12 protein-coding genes and 4 pseudogenes are annotated in these 20,351 nt (G+C 36.2%); 3 read left to right on the forward strand and 13 right to left on the reverse strand.

Annotated elements, in window-relative coordinates:
* The 4 genes and pseudogenes from CWATDRAFT_RS19630 to ppc form a co-directional block, all read right to left on the reverse strand.
* Positions 1–500 (reverse strand): IS1634 family transposase (locus CWATDRAFT_RS19630; RefSeq protein WP_042711940.1); only part of this gene is annotated, 500 nt, incomplete at its 3' end.
* Between the two features lie 137 nt (positions 501–637).
* Positions 638–907 (reverse strand): annotated as a pseudogene (locus CWATDRAFT_RS19635) (DUF7682 family zinc-binding protein); the annotation flags it as partial.
* A gap of 130 nt (positions 908–1,037) precedes the next feature.
* A complete protein-coding gene (locus tag CWATDRAFT_RS19640) occupies positions 1,038–2,102 on the reverse strand; it encodes an AI-2E family transporter (protein ID WP_007306690.1) in 1,065 nt (354 codons plus the stop codon).
* 16 nt (positions 2,103–2,118) lie between these two features.
* Positions 2,119–5,169: a phosphoenolpyruvate carboxylase gene (gene ppc / locus CWATDRAFT_RS19645; RefSeq protein WP_007306689.1), complete on the reverse strand. Its 3,051-nt coding sequence runs from the start codon at positions 5,167–5,169 to the stop codon at positions 2,119–2,121.
* Between the two features lie 379 nt (positions 5,170–5,548).
* Between ppc and CWATDRAFT_RS19650 the strand changes: the two genes are divergently transcribed.
* Entirely contained in the window at positions 5,549–6,361 is an 813-nt protein-coding gene (locus CWATDRAFT_RS19650; RefSeq protein WP_007306678.1) for a carbon dioxide-concentrating mechanism protein, read from the forward strand.
* Between the two features lie 47 nt (positions 6,362–6,408).
* Here the strand turns inward: CWATDRAFT_RS19650 and CWATDRAFT_RS37420 are convergent.
* From CWATDRAFT_RS37420 to CWATDRAFT_RS19700, 9 genes and pseudogenes are all read right to left on the reverse strand, one after another.
* A pseudogene (locus tag CWATDRAFT_RS37420) lies at positions 6,409–9,240 on the reverse strand (plasmid replication protein, CyRepA1 family); the annotation flags it as partial.
* A gap of 271 nt (positions 9,241–9,511) precedes the next feature.
* Complete coding sequence (locus tag CWATDRAFT_RS19665; protein ID WP_042711941.1) at positions 9,512–10,201, reverse strand: glycosyltransferase family 4 protein; 690 nt, start codon at positions 10,199–10,201, stop codon at positions 9,512–9,514.
* Between the two features lie 74 nt (positions 10,202–10,275).
* Positions 10,276–10,626: a glycosyltransferase family protein gene (locus CWATDRAFT_RS19670; RefSeq protein WP_007306685.1), complete on the reverse strand. Its 351-nt coding sequence runs from the start codon at positions 10,624–10,626 to the stop codon at positions 10,276–10,278.
* A 106-nt stretch (positions 10,627–10,732) separates the two neighbouring features.
* Positions 10,733–12,094, reverse strand: coding sequence for a condensation domain-containing protein (locus tag CWATDRAFT_RS19675; RefSeq protein WP_007306684.1), 1,362 nt, complete (start codon positions 12,092–12,094; stop codon positions 10,733–10,735).
* A 78-nt stretch (positions 12,095–12,172) separates the two neighbouring features.
* The gene (locus CWATDRAFT_RS19680) at positions 12,173–13,423 is read right to left on the reverse strand and encodes an alpha-1,2-fucosyltransferase (protein WP_007306683.1); all 1,251 of its coding nucleotides are present in this window, start codon (positions 13,421–13,423) and stop codon (positions 12,173–12,175) included.
* A gap of 252 nt (positions 13,424–13,675) precedes the next feature.
* On the reverse strand, positions 13,676–13,801 hold the full coding sequence (locus tag CWATDRAFT_RS41885) for a PEP-CTERM sorting domain-containing protein (protein ID WP_157134126.1): 126 nt from the start codon (positions 13,799–13,801) through the stop codon (positions 13,676–13,678).
* 231 nt (positions 13,802–14,032) lie between these two features.
* Positions 14,033–15,516: pseudogene (locus CWATDRAFT_RS34145) on the reverse strand (IS1380-like element ISCwa5 family transposase).
* 150 nt (positions 15,517–15,666) lie between these two features.
* A complete protein-coding gene (locus CWATDRAFT_RS19695; RefSeq protein WP_007306681.1) occupies positions 15,667–16,470 on the reverse strand; it encodes a vWA domain-containing protein in 804 nt (267 codons plus the stop codon).
* A 286-nt stretch (positions 16,471–16,756) separates the two neighbouring features.
* Positions 16,757–18,856, reverse strand: coding sequence for a cation:proton antiporter (locus tag CWATDRAFT_RS19700; RefSeq protein ID WP_007306680.1), 2,100 nt, complete (start codon positions 18,854–18,856; stop codon positions 16,757–16,759).
* 344 nt (positions 18,857–19,200) lie between these two features.
* Between CWATDRAFT_RS19700 and CWATDRAFT_RS19705 the strand changes: the two are divergent.
* Positions 19,201–19,674, forward strand: a pseudogene (locus CWATDRAFT_RS19705) (helix-turn-helix domain-containing protein); the annotation flags it as partial.
* Positions 19,675–19,743: 69 nt separating this feature from the next.
* Positions 19,744–20,351: DUF6444 domain-containing protein (locus tag CWATDRAFT_RS19710; RefSeq protein WP_042711943.1), on the forward strand; the 608-nt coding region annotated here is incomplete at its 3' end.

Here is a 20,351-nt window from a genome sequence, read left to right on the forward strand (position 1 = left end):
TATCCTTTCTTAATAAAAATTGGTCTTTCTTTAATAATTTTTTCTTCTTCCTGTTTCTCTTTATCTTCTTCCCTTTTATATTCTCCATCTAAATGAAATGATGTGGAATCTAAATGGGAGTATTTAAGGTCTATTTTAAATTTTTTAATTACTTCTAAAACTACTTCAATAAAAATATCATTTAGTCCATATTTATATAATTCATCCATTACTCTCCCAATTTTATCATCATTAAGGTAATCAGGTTTAATTCTTTCTCCTAACAATTTCTCAATGGCTTTATCTTGAAAAAACTGACTGAATAAATATAGAGGTCTTGAAGCAAATCCTAGTCCATTGATTAAAATAGACTTAACTACTGTACCTGCTGAGATTTTTTCTCTAACATCTATTCCTAATTTATTATTAATTATTTTGACTATTCCTATTTCATCAATTAAACCAGTTACTATCCCTAAATGGTCTAAATTTTTAAATTGTATTTCTTCTAAATAAGACATTTTTCGCTCTTTTTTTACAGAGGAAACAACTTAAGCAATTATCCCACTTTTTTGTCTTCAAGAGCTTAAGCAATTATACTTAATTATTAACCCCAGGCTTGTAGTATTTAATGCTACTTTTTGAAGTGCGGAATCTGGGTAATAACAAAGCGATCGTGTCGTAGCCTTTTTCCGTGAAAATGGCGATAGTCTTGTTGGTTAGCGAGTGCCGTGAGAATTTGACGGGCTTTAAGCACAACATTTTTGGGAAAAGGTCTTAAATCAATGGTATCTTTGCTGAAGGTTTCTTCCCAGGCATTTTTTTGTTGTTGCTTTTCATTCCTGGCCATTTGTTCTTGGGCGCAACGATGGCACCTTTGGCCATAACCTTTATGTCCACAAGGAAAGTTCTTTTTTCGTCTAGACATAGTAAACTTTTATCCATAAAATGCTTGCCATTGTGAGATATATCCACAATACAGGGTTAGATGATCCCCTAGCAAATTAATTGACCAAGACTTCTGCCTCGGAAGATGGATTTACTATTCAATCTCTGCACTAATTAAGATTGGGTTGCACCTCTTGATTAATCCAAGCAACTAATAATTCATAGCCTAAACTTAGAATCACTGGACCGATAAATAATCCTAGAATTCCATGGACTAAGGTTCCCCCTAAAACACCCATTAAAATAACAATGGTGGGAACTGGTAAACCTTTCGACATTAATATTGGTTTGAGAATATTATCAACCAAGGTACAAGGAACCATCCACAAAGTAAATAATAATGCGGTAACAGTACCCATAGTAGACCAAGCAAAGATAATTGCTGGAAAAACTACTAAACCAGATCCAATTTGAATAATTGCTAAAACTAAACACAATAAAGTCAACAAACCAGCAAAGGGAATTCCTCCTATCATAAAACCAATGCCAATCAGGAGACTTTGCAACGCGGAAACCCCGATAATACCCCTTGTTACTCCTCGAATAGTACCAGTAGCTAATTGCAAAAATTCTTGTCCTTGTTTGGGGGTTATCCGTAGAAAAACTTGTCTAATACGAGAATTTAATTTCTCTGCATTAATAATTAAAATTCCGGCAATAATAATAGAAACAATAAACTTCAGTAACACCACCCCAATATTAGCAGCGAGAAACAATAGGTTTTTAGCTAATGCTTCTAACTGAGGTTGGAACTGACTTAAGACTGAGGCCAAATTAACCGATGCTAATTCCCAAATCCTATTAACCCTTTCTCCAATCACTGGCCATGTTTCGATCCCTTCGGGGGGAGGAGGAATAACTAAACTACCGGAAGCAAGACTATCGGCGAAGGCTTGAGCATTATTGACGAAAATAGTCGAAATAACACTCACTGGACCAATAATTACTCCCACCCCCAATAAAGTAAGGATAACCCCTGCTAATTTTCCTCGTCCCCCCAAAAGGTTTTTTAACCATAAAAATAGGGGAAATATAGCGATCGCCAAAATAATCCCCCACAATACAATCCCGAGAAAAGGACGAATCAGCAGAAAACACCAAGCTAATAATAATCCAATCAAGAAAAGTCTGATGATCAGATCAACAATTTCAACAACTTTAAAACGATTATCCATAGATTAATTAAAAATATCAACCAGTGTTACGCATTCCTGCTGCAATACCATTAATAGTGAGTAATGCACCCCGTAATAATTCTTCTTTAGAATAACGGAAGTGAATGACTCCTGACTCTGCTTGACGGGTATATTGACGTAATCTTTTCAACAGAGAAACTTGTAAAAAACCAAGGGGAACAATAGTTCCATTTCTTAACTGTACCGATCGCTGCAAACCAGCATCTCCTTCTAATAATTTTGGTTGTCCGGTGATGCTTAAAATAATTTCACAGGTGCGATGGTATTCTTCAGAAATGCGCTCAAATACCTTTTCAAATCTTTCTATATCTTCGGGATTGGAAAGTTCCTTGACGTAATGGTGAGCAATTTGTAAATCCACTTTAGAAAGGGTCATTTCTACTTTAGAAATCACCATTTTAAAGAAAGGCCATTTCAAGTAAAAATATTTAAACAACTTCAAATTTTCCTCGGGTTCCTGTTGCAAAAACCCTTCTAAGGCGGTTCCTACTCCATACCAAGCTGGCAGCAGGAAACGACTTTGTGTCCAACTAAACACCCAAGGAATCGCCCGTAAGGTACTTAAATCTTTTTTTCCACTTTTCCGTCGGGCAGGACGAGAACTAATCTGTAATTGGCTAATTTCGGGGATCGGGGTAACGGACAGGAAAAAGTCTAGGAAGTCGGGTTGTTCATAAATTAAACTGCGATAGGCTTTTCTCGCACTACTAGCCAACTCTTCCATGATCCCGTTCCAAGGGTCAATATCGTCGAAGCCACTCCCCAGTAAACTGCCTTGGATCACTGCTGTTGTGGCAGTTTCTAGGTTATACAAAGCGAGTTCTGGTAGGGAGTATTTGGAGGCCAAGACTTCTCCTTGTTCGGTAATTTTGATCCGTCCGTTAATGGTACCTGTGGGTTGGGCTAAAATAGCAGCGTAGGCGGGGCCTCCCCCCCGTCCCACGGAACCCCCACGACCATGAAACAGTCTCAGGGCTAAATTGTGTGGTTCGGCGATCTTTTGTAAGGATTTTTGTGCCTTATGAATTTCCCAATTACTGCTCAGGAAACCAGAGTCTTTGTTGCTATCAGAATAACCCACCATAATCTCTTGTAGATTGGCCGGTTGCAGTTGAGGTGGTGGTAATTGTTCTTTTTTATCCTCGTCTAAATAGTCGTACCCTCCGGCTAAAGCTGTTCGGTATAAGGGTAACTTAAACAAAGCCTCCATGATTTCAGGGGCCCGTTTTAAATCGTCTACGGTTTCAAAAAGGGGAACAATGCGAATGGTGGTGGTACTGGTTCCTGGATCGTAGAGTCCGGCTTCTTTGGCTAATAACAAAACCTCTAGTACATCGCTGACATCGTTAGTCATGCTGATGATATAGGTTTGACAAATTTCGATGCCAAATTCTTGTTGTAAATGGCGCAACATCCTCATGGTTTCTACTGTTTCGATGGTTTTTTCATCGAAGGGCATTTCCATGGGTATTAAAGGACGACGGGTTTGTAGTTCCCCAACTAACCAATTGACTTTTTCTGCTTCGGAAAGTTCTTCGTAGGGAGTGGGTAAGATGTTTAAATAGCTGGCAATGGTTTGGATAGTTTCGGAATGACGGGAAGATTCTTGACGAAAATCAAGTTGTGTGAGGGTAAAGCCGAACATCTGGGCCTGAAAAATTAGATTCTCCAATGCCTGGCATTTTAACCCTGTTTCCTCTAAATTACGTTTAATTAGTTGTAATTCTGCTTCAAATTCTACCCCGGAGTGGTAGATATTTTCTGGGGTTTCTTCGACTAAGACTTGTCCCTGTTCGGGGTTGGCTAGATGATTATTGCGATCGCGTGTATGTTCGAGGCGTTTTTGAATATAAGCCAGTTTCAGGCGATAGGGTTCTTGACGATAGCGTATGGCTAGTTGATCATAAATTTCTGGCATGGCCACGCGATCGCGTTCCAAGGAGTCCAGGAGATCCTGAGAAACATTACTCCAGTGCAAGGATGAGCTTAAAATCTCTGTTAAGTCTTCTACGGCTGCTAAATATTTTTCTAGAATTAAGTTGCGTTGATAACAAGCGGTGCGCCAGGTTACGTCTGTGGTAACAAAGGGGTTCCCGTCCCGATCGCCTCCTACCCAAGATCCAAAGCGACAGAAGGTATTGTGAGGGGGTTTAATACGGGGAAAATTGGCTTGTAGGGCCTGTTGCAGTCTTTGAGAGAGTTGGGGCAGCGCACTACATAACACTTCATCGAAGTAGTGTAGGGTGTAGTCTACTTCGTCGAGGACACTGGGTTTAAACTGATGAAGTTCATCAGTACGCCACCAGAGGCGAATTTCTTCGTTGAGTTGTTCAATAATTGATTCTGCTTCCCAGGAACTACTCAACCCCATACCTCGAAATGCTTCTTCTGCTTGGTCTAAACGTCGCAGTAAGGTAGCTATTCGTCTTTGTTTGAGTCTTATGGTATGACGAACAATCTCCGTGGGATGAGCTGTAAAAACGAGGCGGATATCTAATTGTTCTAGTAAGCGTTGAATTTGTTGGGGGGGGACGTTTAAGCGTTTTAATTGGGGAAATAACCAATGAAAGGTTCCTCCCTTTTCCTGACTTTTTGTCTCTCCAACTAGAGCTTTTTCCAATAAATCTGCGCCCACTAAGCCATTAGTGGACTTTTCTCCTTTTTGATAATTTTCTCTCGCTTTTTCTGATTCTTGATAGGTAGAGCGTCGGTTCAGTTGCTGATCTCTTTGTTCGTAATGTTGTTCAACAATATTAATCAACTGAAAATAGAGAGCAAATGCCCTGGTAGCACGAATAGCCTCATTGAGTTCTAACTCTTCTATGAGTTCATTGATAGAGGTTTTTGGTTGATCGGTAACCTGTCCTTCTGGTGAGGAGATTTTTCGTAATTTTTTTAATAAGTCTACTAATTCTAGGCCACATTCAGCCTTTAATACTGATTCCCATAAACTTTCCACTAATTCCAGACGCTGACGTAGGAAGAGATCAGATGTTGAAAAAATGTTAACCTCTTCAACTGTGGACTGTAATGATTCAAGAAGCATAACCAGTAGCAACCTCGAAGGACTATATGCGATTCAAAGGTAATGTTAACTAACAAAGCCTATGGGAACGATGACAGTTTTCAGTGCAATTTTTTCAATTGCTCTGACATAAAGATTTTTATTCCCTTGGATTAGAATATCGTCATTAACAACTAACCTCCCTTATTTTATCGGTTCTTTTCCGATTTCGGTTAAGTTATCATTGGGTTAGTGGGAAATTTTAAGGATGCTTTAAGAGTTGAGTTGTATATCAAATATTAGGAGATTCTGGGTTTGACAGATAGAAATCACTTTTGAGATAAAATATTGACTACAATATAAACATATAAGCAGAAATTTATATTAAATCTTACAGACCAACCCATACATACTAGATTACATGACAAGTATTGCCGCTTCTAACCACCGTCACGCTTCACAATCACAAACCCACATGAAATCATCTCACTTACCCAGTGACAGCGCCCTCGGCCTCATTTCTACCCATAGTTTCCCTGCTATTGTGGGAACTGCTGATATGATGCTCAAATCAGCAGATGTTACCTTAGTAGGATACGAAAAAATCGGCAGTGGACACTGTACCGCTATTGTACGGGGTAAGGTGGCTAATGTTCGTTTAGCGGTGGAAGAGGGGGCAAAAACGGCTGAAAAATTCGGTCAGTTAATCTCTAAGCTAGTTATTCCCCGCCCTATGCCCAATCTAGAGGCTGTTTTTCCCATTGGGAGTCATTTAGTAGAAATTGCTCAACAACAACAAGGTTACAGTCGTCTCAGCAATCGTTCTATTGGACTTATAGAAACCAGGGGTTTTCCAGCTATGGTGGGGGCTGCCGATGCTATGTTAAAGTCTGCTGATGTACAGTTGGCCTCTTACGAAATTATTGGGGATGGACTCTGTACAGCTATTGTTCGCGGATCAGTAGCTAATGTGGCTGTGGCCATTGAGGCAGGAATGCACGAAGCTGAGAAAATTGGCGAATTACACGCTATGATGATCATTCCCAGACTCCTAGAAGATTTAGAACATACCTTACCAGTGGCTAGTTACTGGCGTGAAGATCAAGAACCTTTACCCATGTTAATGCCCATACCTGTTAAACAACATCAACGAGAAGTGTTAGCTTTACCAGAATTAGAGAAAAAGCCCCTAGTTATGAAAAAACCGGCGGAAATTGAAGAAACTATCGAATAAATTAAATTTCTTAATTAGGGTTTGCTGAATAAAAGCAAAACCCTATTTATTGTTCTGGTTCCACAACAGGTTAAACCATATCCTATTTTGTCTAAAAAGCGTCTAATAATAGTAATTGGACTGGCATTTTTAGCGATTCCAATACCCATAATTGTTTTTATATCTTGTCTATTATTAATTGCTAACTTTGCCATTTCTAGAAGATCAGTATCAGTATTAATTAATTTACGATTAATATCTTTTAATAAAACAGGTATTCCTAATACTTCCATTGTTCCAATAATAGCACCAAATTGACTACGATTAAAACCGGGTAAAAAGATACTTCCTTGTCCTTGGTCAATTAATTTTTTAGCAATTATTGTATCTCTATCAGCTAAATAATTTCGTCCTTTGGTCAAGAAGTAATGTAGTCTAATTTTTTGATACCAACCTGCATTATCTAAAGCCACTAATTTCGGGGTAACGGGAATACCATAACGGCGTTGTAAATCATATTTTTTAAGTTGTCTTCGTTCTTTATTTGTTTTGATTAAGGATCTTTTGAGAGCTTGATATTTCAGATCGTTTAAGTCTTGAGATTTAGCAATTTTTTGACAATCTAATTGATGATTTTTTTGTCTCACTTTTTCTATGGCTTCTATGAGGTTATTATGACTTTGAGACAAATTTTTATCATTCTTCTTTATTCGTTTTTTAGTATTATTCCTTTTTTTAACAGCTAGATTAATTGAATGATTTCTAATTTGAAGATTTTGAATAATCGTCTCCCGATAGTGAATCATTTGTGCATTAATTCTGACAGCTATTTTCCCCCAACATAGTAAAGATTCTGCTTGAAAACCTATGTCTAAGTCATCCAATGATTCTAAATCAGATTTTTGTAATAATCTAATATTTAGGTTAGTTAAACGATGACCTGATGTTAATAAATTAGGAATAGAAGTTGCACCATTACCCACTCTATTAAAGCCATAAGTAGCTAACCAGAGGTGATGGGGTATATTCTCCCTTATTCTCCCTAAAGATTGAATGACAGATGTGGGGGTTTATACTCCTTGAGCAAGACACCAAACTGAGGTAAAATGACCTTTAATATCAATACTAAGTCCTGTTTCAATGGCGGGACTACTTAGGACAATATCATAGTTGATTAAGATATCATTGAGTTTGGTGATACACTGATAAGCAGGATGATTAGGATCGGTTAATGATTGGGAGTCAATGCGTAAAATATTAGCCGTAGGGAATTGTTTTTTCAGATAAAGTTCTAAGGTTTGAGTTCCCCATTTACTGGTTATTTTTTGCGCAGATAAACAAACAAAGGGTTTACCTCCTTCTCGAATATGTTCAACTAAATTTTGTAAGAAACGTTTGGGTGTTGTTTCTGGATAATGATAACCTGACCATGTTTCTTTTTGGCTTGGTTTCCAGTAATTTTTGATGATAAAAGGTTTTATATCAATTCCTGACAATTTTATTAAGTAATCTAAAGATACATTGCTTAAGTCAGCATCAGCAACAAAAATTTTACCATTGCTATCTAGATTAGTGTGGATAAGTTTCTTAAAGCATCTTAAAATAGCAACACGGTTATTGGTACAGGTTTCAGAGTTTAAGCCGTGCCAAATAACTTGTTCTATTTCATCAATAATAACCAAAGCATCTCGCCAGTCTTCAGGATTAAATTTAGCTTGATAATTTTCGTGTAGCGAGTCAATACATAACCCATACCCTAATGGTTGCTCAAGATAATTTTCCTTGATATCTGTGACATAAGGCAACCCAAAACGCTGACATAACTGTTCAACCAATTTGATGCGGTGACCGATGACTAAAACCTTTTGATTATGGGCGATCGCTTCTCGAACAATTTTGGCTAAAGCTTCGGTTTTTCCTGTACCAATAGCAGACTTAACGCCAATCAATTTGGCCGTATTCGGAATATCTAAACTGGGAAGATAACGACAATTAAGTTCAACTTCTGCTGCGTAGGTTAATTGAGTAACTTCTCTGGCTTTCCATATCTCTAAGGGTAAGGCTTTTTCATAATAATAATCAAAAGCTTTTTTCCCTTGGTTAAAGAGGAGATCATCTACTCCTTTCCCTTGCTCCGGTTGCCAATGGATCACCTTAACTTGAGATCCTGCTTGACTTAACAAATAACCTAGCTTTCTAATGGCATTATTAACCGCTTTAATGGTATTTGGTTTACTATCTTGGTCAAAGGTAAGATAAATTTCTCGTTGACCAGAAGTTAACTTCTTTAACTGCGGAATTAAATAAGATTTACCAATACGTTTTCCCTGTTCATCTTTGGGAGTACGATAGCCATTATTAATTCCAGGCAGGGCGATGGCCACATATCCAGCACTCAATAATGCTCCTGCTTTTTTGGCTCCTTCGGTAATACAAAGAGGAATAGAAGGATGAGCTATCACCCATTGCCAAAACCCTCCATCTACCTGGGTATTATCAATCATTTCTGGGGTAAAATGGATGCCATGCTGTTGCGCAATAGTTGCCCAAAGATGTAGGGGGACTCTTAAAGCAAAGATACCTGTAGGGGTTTGGGGTGGATGTTCATATTTAATCGGTTTACCTCGGTCATAACTTAATCGTGGTTGCTTGGGTTTAAAACACCCCCAGAGGTCATCTTCTCCGCTCATAACATCAATTCCTGAACACCACCAACCCCCTAATTCTGTGTGTTGATAACGCTGTAAAATATGATTGCTGAGTCTGCCATCGTTGCGTCGGGGAAGCTCATCTGAGTACAATAAATGTTCGCAAGGAGACATTCCTTCTAAGGTGGTCACATTTAGTTCTATCACTTGTTCATCAACGCAACTATTTAACCACTCTTGTTGATGGTTCATTTTCCTTTCTCCCGACAATTGAATTCCGACAAATCCCTAACGCAAGGCCAAAACTAAAATATTGACACTGGGCATACTCTACATATAGCGTTTGGATCTACAATGTTAAACAGAAGACACTAAATAGGGAAGGTACAAAAGAACTATTTTGCTCAAATGATAACAAATCGTCTCTAAGACTATAGCATTACGCATTATGATGGAGTTCGGAGGCTCAATATTAGGTGTACATATTGAGTCCGAGAAACGCTATATTAGGATTAACTCGGTTTTATTCCGTTTGCTGCTCACTCGATAGAAAGTCTTCATGCCACTGTTGAGCCACTTTATCCCAACCAAATGAATCTTTTAAAGCTAAAGCTTCTTGTCTTAAGGTTTCCTGTTTATCAGGGTTTTTAAGTAAGTCTATCACTGCTTCAACAAAAGCATTATTAGTTTCCTTATCACCAGCAGGGCCTTTAATTCTAATGCCTGATTTCACTGTTTCATCTAAACTTGCACAAGTTGTTACGATAGGAACACAACCAGCAGCTTGAGCTTTCCAAGCACTAATACAGAAAGTCTCCGCAGCAGTATGACAAGGATAAACCCAGATTCCAGATTGAAACAATTCTTTAATTAAGGCTTGATGTCCAATTCTGCCATGTTCATAGACATTTGGTTGATCAAAAAGTTGTAAAATTCGTTTTTTTATGTCGGGTAATTGTGGAAATTTTTTGATATAAGGTGAATTAATTAAAGCATCAGTGCCTTGCCAACCATAAAAAATATGTAATTCAACATCTGGCACTTCTTTGATAACTTCATCCCATTGATCGAGTAAATGTTCAATACCTCTGGTATAATCACTAATGGAAATCAGTCTCTTAGGATTTCTAGCAATTCCTGTTAAGTTAAAGTCTTCTAAATTAATACCATTGGCCGTTAAAAATATCTTTTCTTCAGGAATCCATTCTGGCAAAAGAGATTTATGAAAATTTGATAAAACGAAAAGTTTATCAAAACTCGACAAAAAGTCTAAACGTTGAGACTCTTCTATTGGCGGAAATAATTGAGGGTTGTCGTGTAGCCAAACCGCAGTTTTTTAGCTTTAACTTTCATTTGCATCGGTTGTGTCCAAGCACGATGAAAAATAAAAATATTAAAATTATCTTGAGGATTGAATTTATCAACAGATTTATAAACAACTCGATTATATTCTCCTTCCATATCACCACATTTATTAAATACAGTAACTTGATAGCCTAACCGAACAAGTTCTTGACTTAAGTAAATTATAGCTTCTTCACTGCCTCCAATGCCTTTCTTAAGACTGGGATAAGCCCAGTCTTCCACATGGAATGGAAAGTTAGAATGAATTACAATTGAGTTATTGTCCCAGTTCATATTTATTTTTGTTAATTACAAAAGATTATGACAATGGTATGATACATATAAAATAGACATTCTGTCAAATAAATATCAGAACCAATTAATCTTAACTTTGCATAACTTAATCAGATAACATTGCTAATGTTAGATTTTCATTTATACAAACTTTTTCTAGAAACATTATTACATTATCAGCCAATAATTGTGCTGTCTTTTTAGTAATTAAAGCTTCTACATAAATAAAATTGCAAAATAGTTTCTCATTTAATGTAACAACACCTAACCAAAAACAATCACCGGAAATATGTTGACCAATGGGAAAGTATAATTCTTTTATCTTTAGTTGATCACTATAATAGCTAAATCTAAATTTTCCCCTATTAGAAATTGAAAAAATATTATTTCTTGCCATGGTATTTTCCTTACTTAATCTAGACTGAATCATCCTATTTCTTTCAAAGTCAAGTGATTTATTTTCCTGTAATTTACCTTGTTGCTTGAGTAAATTTATATGAACTCCATCAATTAAAGCATCATGTGTTTTTGCTTTACATTCTCTAGCTAAATTCCAGAAAATTGTATCTTGGTTGATTAACTGATTAAAAGCTAAAATAGATATAAAGCAACCTAAGGTTGCATTTGGTATTTTCGGTTGACAATATTTTCTTAAACTTACAGGAAAAGCATAGGAAAAATTTATATTATCATCTGTTGAAAATAATTGTGCTGATGCAAATAACATTGCTACACAAATAGCACTATGTACAGAGGTATTTTCCTGCTTACATTTTTCAATTAGTATTTTAGTATTTTCTTTACTAAGCATTCGCGGTAACATTCTAGTAAACCTTTGATTAACTGATGCTGTTTGTTCAATAATTAATTGTGGTTGTGCTTCTTTCTCTTCCTTTTGTAATTGATAATTTTCAAGTTTATTCTCATTTAGGAAATCAAAATTAAGCATCTCTTCTGCTGGTGGAAGAAACTCCAAATATTCTACTTCAGGTATGTTTTCTCCATCAATAATTTTCTGACAATAAAATAATAAATTATCAATGAATTTCATACATGAAACACCATCAATAATTCCATGATGAAAAGTAATAATTATTTCACAGCTATTTGATTTTGACTCAGAATATAAAATAGTCACACGACAAAGAGGACTTTTTTCATGGGTAAATTTTATATGTAGTTCTTGTTCAGCAATTTTAATAGTTTCACTATCATCCTCTTTGTATATTACTTGTACAGGTATTTCTGTTATACCTTCCGATTCAAAATAAAATCCATCTTCATGCTCAACAATATAAACTTGAAGTATGGGATGACGCTTTTGAACTAATGTAAGAGCTTTCTTAATAGTATCAGGTGTTAAAAATCCTTCAATATAAACAATATTGACGATTAATCCACCTCCTACTTCATGGCCTAGGGTCATAAATTTTTCAACTAAACCAAGTTTTCGACTAAAAGACTTCATTGTAATTTCCTCTGATTATCAAAGATTCTTTAATAGCTGCTTGTAACCGCAAAGCATTCTATTTATAAGAATCTTTTTTTAATACCTTTTGAATGGCAGTTCGTAGTTTAGAAACCTTCCTAATATGTATAATAAGCTTTGAAAAATACCAACAAATCCTTTAACTTGATAGCCCAGATATACCTGTAATGCCAACCCTTTAATGCCGCTTTTAGTAAGATATAAGAATATGCTCTTCAAAAGTTGCCAGATGCCTTGAGTCATATAGGTAATATAGACAATATCAGGTAAACTTTTGAAAAATTTAGGTTGATCACCACCTATGTACAAAATTGGTTCACTATCCCAAGGGTCGAATTCAACAAACTTTAAGGAAAAATCCCAGCAAGGACGAAGAAACATTTTCGCTTTCTCATTTAACATACAAGCAACAAAGCTAAAAGTGCTATTGCTAGTTACGACAATATCGCAATTACTCAAAATAAAAAAATCAATATAAAAATCCAGATCTTCGTCCTTCATATTCTCTGGAAGTTTAATATCTAAGTCCCTTGAAGTCACAGGAGAAAATTTTTTAAAATCACCAAGAATACTATCAAGATCATTACTACATAAAAACAGAACTTGATCTTCGAGATTATCCCAGATTCTCTCAAGACATTCGCAATACCATTGTGTGGGAAATACTAATGTAAACCCTAGTCTGGGTTCTTTGATGTAGTCACCTTGTCGAATGTGAAGACCAATGATCGTTTTTCCTTGAGAGCGAAGAATATTCAGACCATTATCTAAAGAAGAGTTAAGATCGTTTACAGGTTTAAATAAAGAACGAAAGTCTTGCTGATGAGGTTTAAAATATCGAGTATGGATTTGGAAAAACCCCCATATATCAACGTTAACAAGGCCACTATTGAGAGAGTCTGCCCCAATACGCAAACTTTTGGCATCGGCAAGTTTTTCAAGGTAGGGAATAAATTGTGGAATAACCTCAAACAGACTGTCTCCCATATCTTTTAACTCAATTGCAGGAGGTAATCGCTTGGAAATAAGCGTATCATTATGTCCAAAAAGAGTTTGCCCAATCCAAGGGGAACATTCAACTCTTCCACCACTTTTTTCAGCACAAATTCTTAAAAAAGCATATTGAAAAAGTTGGGTGACAAACCGCCCCAATTGACCAATACAAGACATGGTTAGAACAGGTTGACTCTCAGTTTTAGGATCTTCTCCAGATAAGGCTTTGGTCTTTTCACTATCTTTTTTGAAAGTCTCAAATACGCTGAATACTCTTTCTGTTTCACTTTTGGCTGTGTATTTAGAATTGGTCATTATATCTATTTTAAAAATTCTCCATTCTTAAGAACTTCGACTCCCCTCAGTGCAAGTATCCGTAAGGCTTAATTTCTAATATAGCAGTCGCCAAAACGCTTAGGACATTTTCCTGTTCCCTATTACCTTGACACAATAGCTGAGGGTATCCTAAGCAACCTAGCGGTTGCTATATTTATTCAGGCATTTATGTCACGATCATGGTTTGTATGACAATGCTCAGAAGTCCAATTTATAATATCAAGAGGCAAACTATCCACTTGATTTAGCTAGTGCTTTTTGGGCAATCTTTGTTCCTCCAAAGAGAGTCAAAACACCAAGCATGGTTAAAGAACTGGGTTCGGGTACTGACGGTGAAGGATTACCCGGATTTCTCACAAATTAATTTGAAAGCCCAATCCAGAGATGAAAAATGATAATTTTTAGGACTAATAGAAATTTTGAATATAGATGAATAAAAAAATTGACTTTGATTATCCAAAAATTGAGTTTAAGAGGGAATAATTATATTAACTTTTGATTTTCTCCACGATAAATAAGACTAAATGAAAGTATCAGTCAGTCAACAACTTATGATAGATATCTTTTTTTTAAAACGACTTATTCTACTTATCCAGTATTAGGAATAGTTTTAATTCTTTTGTTAGCAATAGATAAAATATCTTGATAAGGACAAGCACTAGCTATAGCGATAATAATTCTTCTACAACTAATCTTTATTCTGGCTCCCAACTTAAGAAGATTTAGACGTATTCTTCCCACAGTTGCTTTAGCCAATGAAGTTTTTTTAAACAGTGTTGACGAAAAGCATTTATGAGAACATAAGCCCAGGAATGTATCCATAATCTTAGTTTATTACTTTGAAATGTTTGAGTTGAAGTTCTATCAGCTAACAAGTCTAATTGTTGTTCTTTAATCCGATTTTCCATCTCGCCTCTCGGACAGTATTTTTTTGTATAAAGTTTTGAGGGTGGAATTTTTGAAGCGGGCAAAGATGTCACCACATGGCGCATTTTTAAGCCATCACTTTCATAACAAACTTTTGTCACTACTCTTCTTTGACAACTCCATGACTTTTCTGTTTTATAACGAATAGAGCGATACCAAGTAGAAATTGGTACTAATTTTTTAACTTCTTCTAAATCTTCTTTTTTCTGAAATAAACTATCCATTAATTCAGTTATTGGAGCTAGTTTTTTTTCATATTCATGTTTGGCTTTTTCAATTACATCATCCGCTCGTAACTTAAGAACGCCATTTGTTCCCATAGCTATAACATAATCAACTAAAGGCTGATTTTCACAAAAATAGAAGATTTCTTCACGGGCATAGGCACTATCACCCCTAACTAGGATATGAGTCTCTGACCATTTTTCTCTAATTAGTCCGATAATTCTTTGTAATTCGTCTAAGGCTCCATCGGCTGGATCTACATTAGATGAACGAAGTTTAGCAACTAATAAATGATGCCCACAGAAAATATATAAAGGAGCATAACATACTCCGTGATAATAACTATTAAAAAATGCCCCTTCTTGATTACCATGTACTTGGTCATCCGTGACATCCATATCTAATATAATACTTAAGGGAGGTTTTTTATAAGACTCTAAAAAAAAATCGACAAAAGATTTTTCAATGGCTTCAAAGTTGGGTTCTATTTTATGATAACGACTCGTTTTTTGGTCGAGAATAGTCTCAGGACAATATTCCAATCTATTAATTGTACTTTTTCCAGCTAACCATCCCTTTTTATCTTCAAGTTCATTAAGCTTTTCTAAAGCGATCTTAAGGGCAGGATCGTGACGTAATTTATCATGGTCATTGACATCTTCATAGCCTAAAATAATTCCATAAAGCCTTTGTGCTAATAACTCATGAACGGAATGATCTACATAAGATTGATGACGATGATCTTGAAAACAGTTACCAAACTTCTCGGTAATTCCCAGTTTTTTATCCAACTCAGCTATCCAGACAATCCCCGCATCTGAAGTGATTAGTCCCCCATCAAAATTAGCGATTATTTCTTTTCCTTTCTGTTTACTAAAGTTGATTACTTGACGAGGGGTTCGGGGATGACTGGGACTCATTAAATCAGTTTAAGGTAAATTGCTTTAATAATTAAATTATAGCATATTTTATTCTAACAATCTAGTACTATTAGAGATTTTATTAATAATTTTTTTTGGAAAAATGAGTGATTGATTTATCTTTTCATCTTTGTCTAATTCGGGTTGATTTTAACGTAAAATCTGACAACAGACTGTTGGTTGGGGAAATCTGCGATCGCTCTGTTCAAACCCACTTCCTGTAAGGCTTCTGTGTTTGGCGATCGCAGATTTTGTGAGAAATTCGGGATTAGGGTTGTTCTCAATAATTTCCTCAACTTTGGTGTTAATAAACTTCTCAAAGAAAGGATCGGGATTATTACGAAAAGCACTAATATTAAAAGCGGCTCCTCCATTTTCACTAGCTAAAACGCCATAACGAGCGTTAGTATTACCGGTTCCAGGAACACCAATGAAATTAAACAGAGCATTATTATCGGGTAAGCCTGTTCTGGCATTATTAAACTGTGTTGGATTACTATCATCATCTTCATCAGTTACTAAGATAAAGTTTTTAACTGAGTTAGGGCGAAAAGTGGCATTGGCTAACCCAACATTGACTGCTTGACTTCCTCGCTCAGTACCACCAGAAGTGCTAATAGTTTGAAAAGCACCACCAGGAGCGTTAAAGACAGGAAAAGGGACAATATCTTGTGTTAGGGTTTCACCGTCAGCAAATTCAACTAAGCCATATTGAGCATCGATCCCAGCACCCAACATTGCATTGTTAAACTGCCCAATTCTGAGTTTAATTTGATTGATATCATCGCCCATACTACCAGAAGTATCGATAAGCCAAATAATGTCAGCCGGAACAAATGTTTGAGCATTCGCATTTGAGCTTAAACAAGCAATTAAAGCGATCCCAGAACCAATAGCAAGGCTGCTTTTGGTTAGTGAAATATTGTTTATTAAAAATTGATTAAACTCTCTCATGATTCTTTACGTACAAATACTTAAAAAATAGTACGATAGCCAGTATAAAAGCATCATTTTCTGATGTCAAGGTCACTAGATTTAAAAAGCAACATCATTTTTGCGTGGATATACTGAAAATATTTGCCCGAATATATAGTTTCTGTAAAGTATTGTCAGTTCTACGAATAAACCATAGGAATACGCTTTATGGTTAAAATTTGAAATAGATCCTCCATTATCTCAGAATAACAACGAAGAATCTGATAAAGTGTGATGATATTTAACGATTTGGGTTAACTTAAGATCATGAATGAGGTTGTCCAAATAAAACTAAAGAACAACTCAATTTTTTAAGGACTTCTGTAGTAATGTCACTTACTGCTAAACCACCAGCAGTACGACGACGGAAGGATCTTAAAACCACTAAATCAAACTGATGAGAAGCACGAATAATAACCTGTGAAGGAGAATCATGAATAATCATTTTGATTTTGCATTCTTTTGATAATTCATACTCAGTTATTAACTTAGATAAAGTGGTTTTAAATTCTGTAATTTGTTCCTGTGGAGTTTGGCGATCGCAGATATGTAAGAGGGTAATAATTCCTTGGTTAGAATCAGCAAATAGTTGGGCAAATTTAATCGTTTCTAAGGTCGCTTGACTTAAGTTTTTGATAGGCACTAAAATTCGGCGTAAGTTGACAGGATGATCTAACAAACGCATCACTGCAACGGGACAATGAGATGACCAAAATACCGTATCTAAAATTGTCCCGAATAGTCTTGCTTTTAATCCTGTATTTTCACTCCACCCCATAATAATTAGGTTAGCATTTTTTTCTTTTGCACTACGACTAATTCCTTGAGCAGCATCATCATCAATACGGATAATAGGTTGAGCAGATACTTCAAATTCTTGACTAATTTCTATTGCTCGATCCAATAATATTTGACTTTGTTTCAGGTTTCCATCCACTTGCGGATCATCCATATGAACATGGGCTGCAGCTATAGAAACAGGCACAATAATTCCTGACTCTTTTTTCGCTAATAAAGCACCCATTTCGATTAAATCTCGTTGAGTATAGGGATTATAAATAGGGATAAGTACAGTAAAATGATCATTCTTTATTTCATTTTTTAGTTGGGGTAACCATTCGTCTAGGGTACTTTCTATATTTCTGTTTTCTTCATCTTCTCTTGTTTTTGGTAAAGGCAATTTTGTGGCAAACTGTGCCGTTAATACAGGACCCAAAATAGAAGTAATTAACATTAAGACAATTACGCTATTAAAAACTGCTTCATTTATCAATGTTTGCCCGTCTGCATCTTTAACTTGATAAGCTACCAAAGCTGCTGCTAATGTGGCAGCTACCTGGGGCAATGATAAAGACCACATAGTAAATGATTCAGCCCATGTATAACGATAAATAAACTTAGCAACCGTTGCCGCTAAAAATTTAGCAGCGATCAAACCACCGACAATAGAAATAACTAAAAACAGTTGAAATTGAATAGTTTTAAGAAAAGCAGGAATATCTAATAGTAGTCCCATTCCAACAAAAAAGAAAGGGATAAATAAAGTTCCTCCTACAAATTCCACCTTCTCTTTAACTGGACCATCTCCTACCACATCATTGACTGCCAAGCCAGCCAAAAATGCTCCGATAATTTTATCAACATTAATTAATTGTGCGCCGATAGAAGCCAAAAATACTGCTAATAAAACAAATAAAAATTGGTTACTTTCTTCATCTCCAGTGCGCCTAAAATATTCCTTACCTAACCAGTAAAAACCAAAGAGAATAATAATAGCGTAAAACCCTAAAGAGACTAATTGCATAACTAAACTAGCTGCTGAAAAATCTCCGCTATGAATAGAGACACAAATAGCTAACACTAATAAAGCTGCAATATCAGTAAAAATTGTTGCCCCAATAGTCACCATTACGGCTTGGTTTTTCACCATTCCTAACCGTTGAACAATGGGAAAACCTAATAAAGTATGAGAAGCTAATAGGGAACCAATTAAAATAGAAGAATTCCAACCAAATCCAAAATTAAGACCGACAAAAGTTCCCATTAATAGGGGTAAAAAGAAGGTCAAACTACCAAAAACTAGGGAGCGTCCCTTTGTTTTACGAAATTCTGCTAAATCTATCTCCAAACCTGCAACAAACATCAGATAAATTTTGCCAATATCAGCAAACAACTCGATACTTTCTGAGTCAGCATCCAAAAGATATAAACCATCTTTTCCTAAGATAACACCAGCAAATAGTAACCCCACTAAACCAGGAAGACGTAACCGCTCAAAAATAGGGGGTAACGTCAAAATAACCAATAATAAGATGGTGAAGGAAACAAGAGGATTCCCCCGTAAAATCGATAAGAAATTTTCCATTAAGGTTAATCTGAGAGGCTCACCTTAATCATTATAGAGCAATCAGTAATGGTTCATGAGATTATCGAGATCCCCCCTAACCCCCCTTAAGACCCCGTCGTTAAGGACGGGGTCTTAAGGGGGGTTAGGGGGGATCAGTTTCAACATTAATTCTCACAATTGATAACTGATTGCTATAGAGCAGAAAAGGAGGGGTTGATGCTGCTCCCAAAAACCTACCCAATATTCACTCTTATTTACTCATAATAGTATCTAAATTTCATAAATAAGTAGGTTATTGTGTTTAAAACCCTAATATGATACAATTAAACTTAACAGTTCTGGTCATTATCTTCAGAAATGCCATGTTGTTAGGCTTTAAAACTCAACTTAAATTAAATCAAAATCAACGTCAACAACTGGCACGTCATGCAGGAGTAGCCCGTCATGCTTATAATTGGGGAAATGATTTATGTCTAGCTATTTTAGACCATAATAAGAATTGTTCAGACTCGGAAAAAATAAAATTTCCTACAGCAATTGATTTACACAAATGGTTAAACAAATTAGTTAAACCGCATAATGAATGGTATTATGCGGTATCAAAATGCGCTCCGCAATTTTCCCTCAGACATTTGGCTTCTGCTTGGCGTGATTGCTTCAGCAAAAAGAAAAAAAGACCAAGATTTAAAAAGAAAGGACAACACGATAGCTTTACTTTAGACGGAACTATCCGCATTCTATCTTCTCATTTAATCCAAGTACCTGTCATCGGAAAACTGAAAACTTATGAGAGATTACCTACTATCTATCAACCGAAAAATATTACCATCAGCAGAGTAATTGCTCACCGCAATAAAGAATCTGTCTTGACAACATAAAGGTAAAATCGGGGATTTTTATGTATAGTGGGGGTTATGACCACAAATGCTACCATTGATTCAAAGCTAGTTAGAGCTATCGCCGATGAACAGTTGGCGAACAATGTCTTCATGATTGAGTGGCTAGTCAAGGCACAACAACAGTTATCTCTTCAACAAAGACTGATTGACCAGCAACAACAACAAATCTCTACACAACAGCAAGAAATTGAAAAATTGAAAGAAGAGAGAGATAAGCTAAAAAACCGTAACTCAAAAAACAGTTCAGTCCCCCCATCATCAGACCCACTAAAAAAGCCTTCTGACAAAAAGAAACGCAAAAAAGGATTTAAACGCGGACCAAAATATGACCACCCAGGGAAGACCCGTAATGGTTTTGGTCAGCCCGATAAGATAGTCCCTTTAGAACTAGAAAACTGTCCTGTTTGTGGGGGTTCAGTGGAACGAGATGAAGTAGTTCCCGAAAAAGTCCAGCAAGTGGCTGAAGTAGTAGACCAACCCATAGAAATCAGGGAATATCGTCGCGGATTCTATAAATGTCCTAGTTGTGGATGGTCAGATTACAGTCCTGTTCCATTGGGAGTTAAAGAAGGATTCAGTTATGGGGCTCGATTAGTGGTNCCCCGTACGATTAA

Origin of the sequence: Crocosphaera watsonii WH 8501 (assembly GCF_000167195.1) — a bacterium.
Lineage (GTDB): Bacteria > Cyanobacteriota > Cyanobacteriia > Cyanobacteriales > Microcystaceae > Crocosphaera > Crocosphaera watsonii.

What these genes read in the sequence shown, in the direction of transcription:
- CWATDRAFT_RS19650 (WP_007306678.1), top strand. Translation starts at nt 5,549, where the DNA reads ATGACAAGTATTGCCGCTTCTAACCACCGTCACGCTTCACAATCACAA.
- CWATDRAFT_RS19680 (WP_007306683.1), bottom strand. Translation starts at nt 13,423, where the DNA reads ATGACCAATTCTAAATACACAGCCAAAAGTGAAACAGAAAGAGTATTC.
- CWATDRAFT_RS19695 (WP_007306681.1), bottom strand. Translation starts at nt 16,470, where the DNA reads ATGAGAGAGTTTAATCAATTTTTAATAAACAATATTTCACTAACCAAA.
- CWATDRAFT_RS19675 (WP_007306684.1), bottom strand. Translation starts at nt 12,094, where the DNA reads ATGAAGTCTTTTAGTCGAAAACTTGGTTTAGTTGAAAAATTTATGACC.
- CWATDRAFT_RS19700 (WP_007306680.1), bottom strand. Translation starts at nt 18,856, where the DNA reads ATGGAAAATTTCTTATCGATTTTACGGGGGAATCCTCTTGTTTCCTTC.
- ppc (WP_007306689.1), bottom strand. Translation starts at nt 5,169, where the DNA reads ATGCTTCTTGAATCATTACAGTCCACAGTTGAAGAGGTTAACATTTTT.
- CWATDRAFT_RS19640 (WP_007306690.1), bottom strand. Translation starts at nt 2,102, where the DNA reads ATGGATAATCGTTTTAAAGTTGTTGAAATTGTTGATCTGATCATCAGA.
- CWATDRAFT_RS19670 (WP_007306685.1), bottom strand. Translation starts at nt 10,626, where the DNA reads ATGAACTGGGACAATAACTCAATTGTAATTCATTCTAACTTTCCATTC.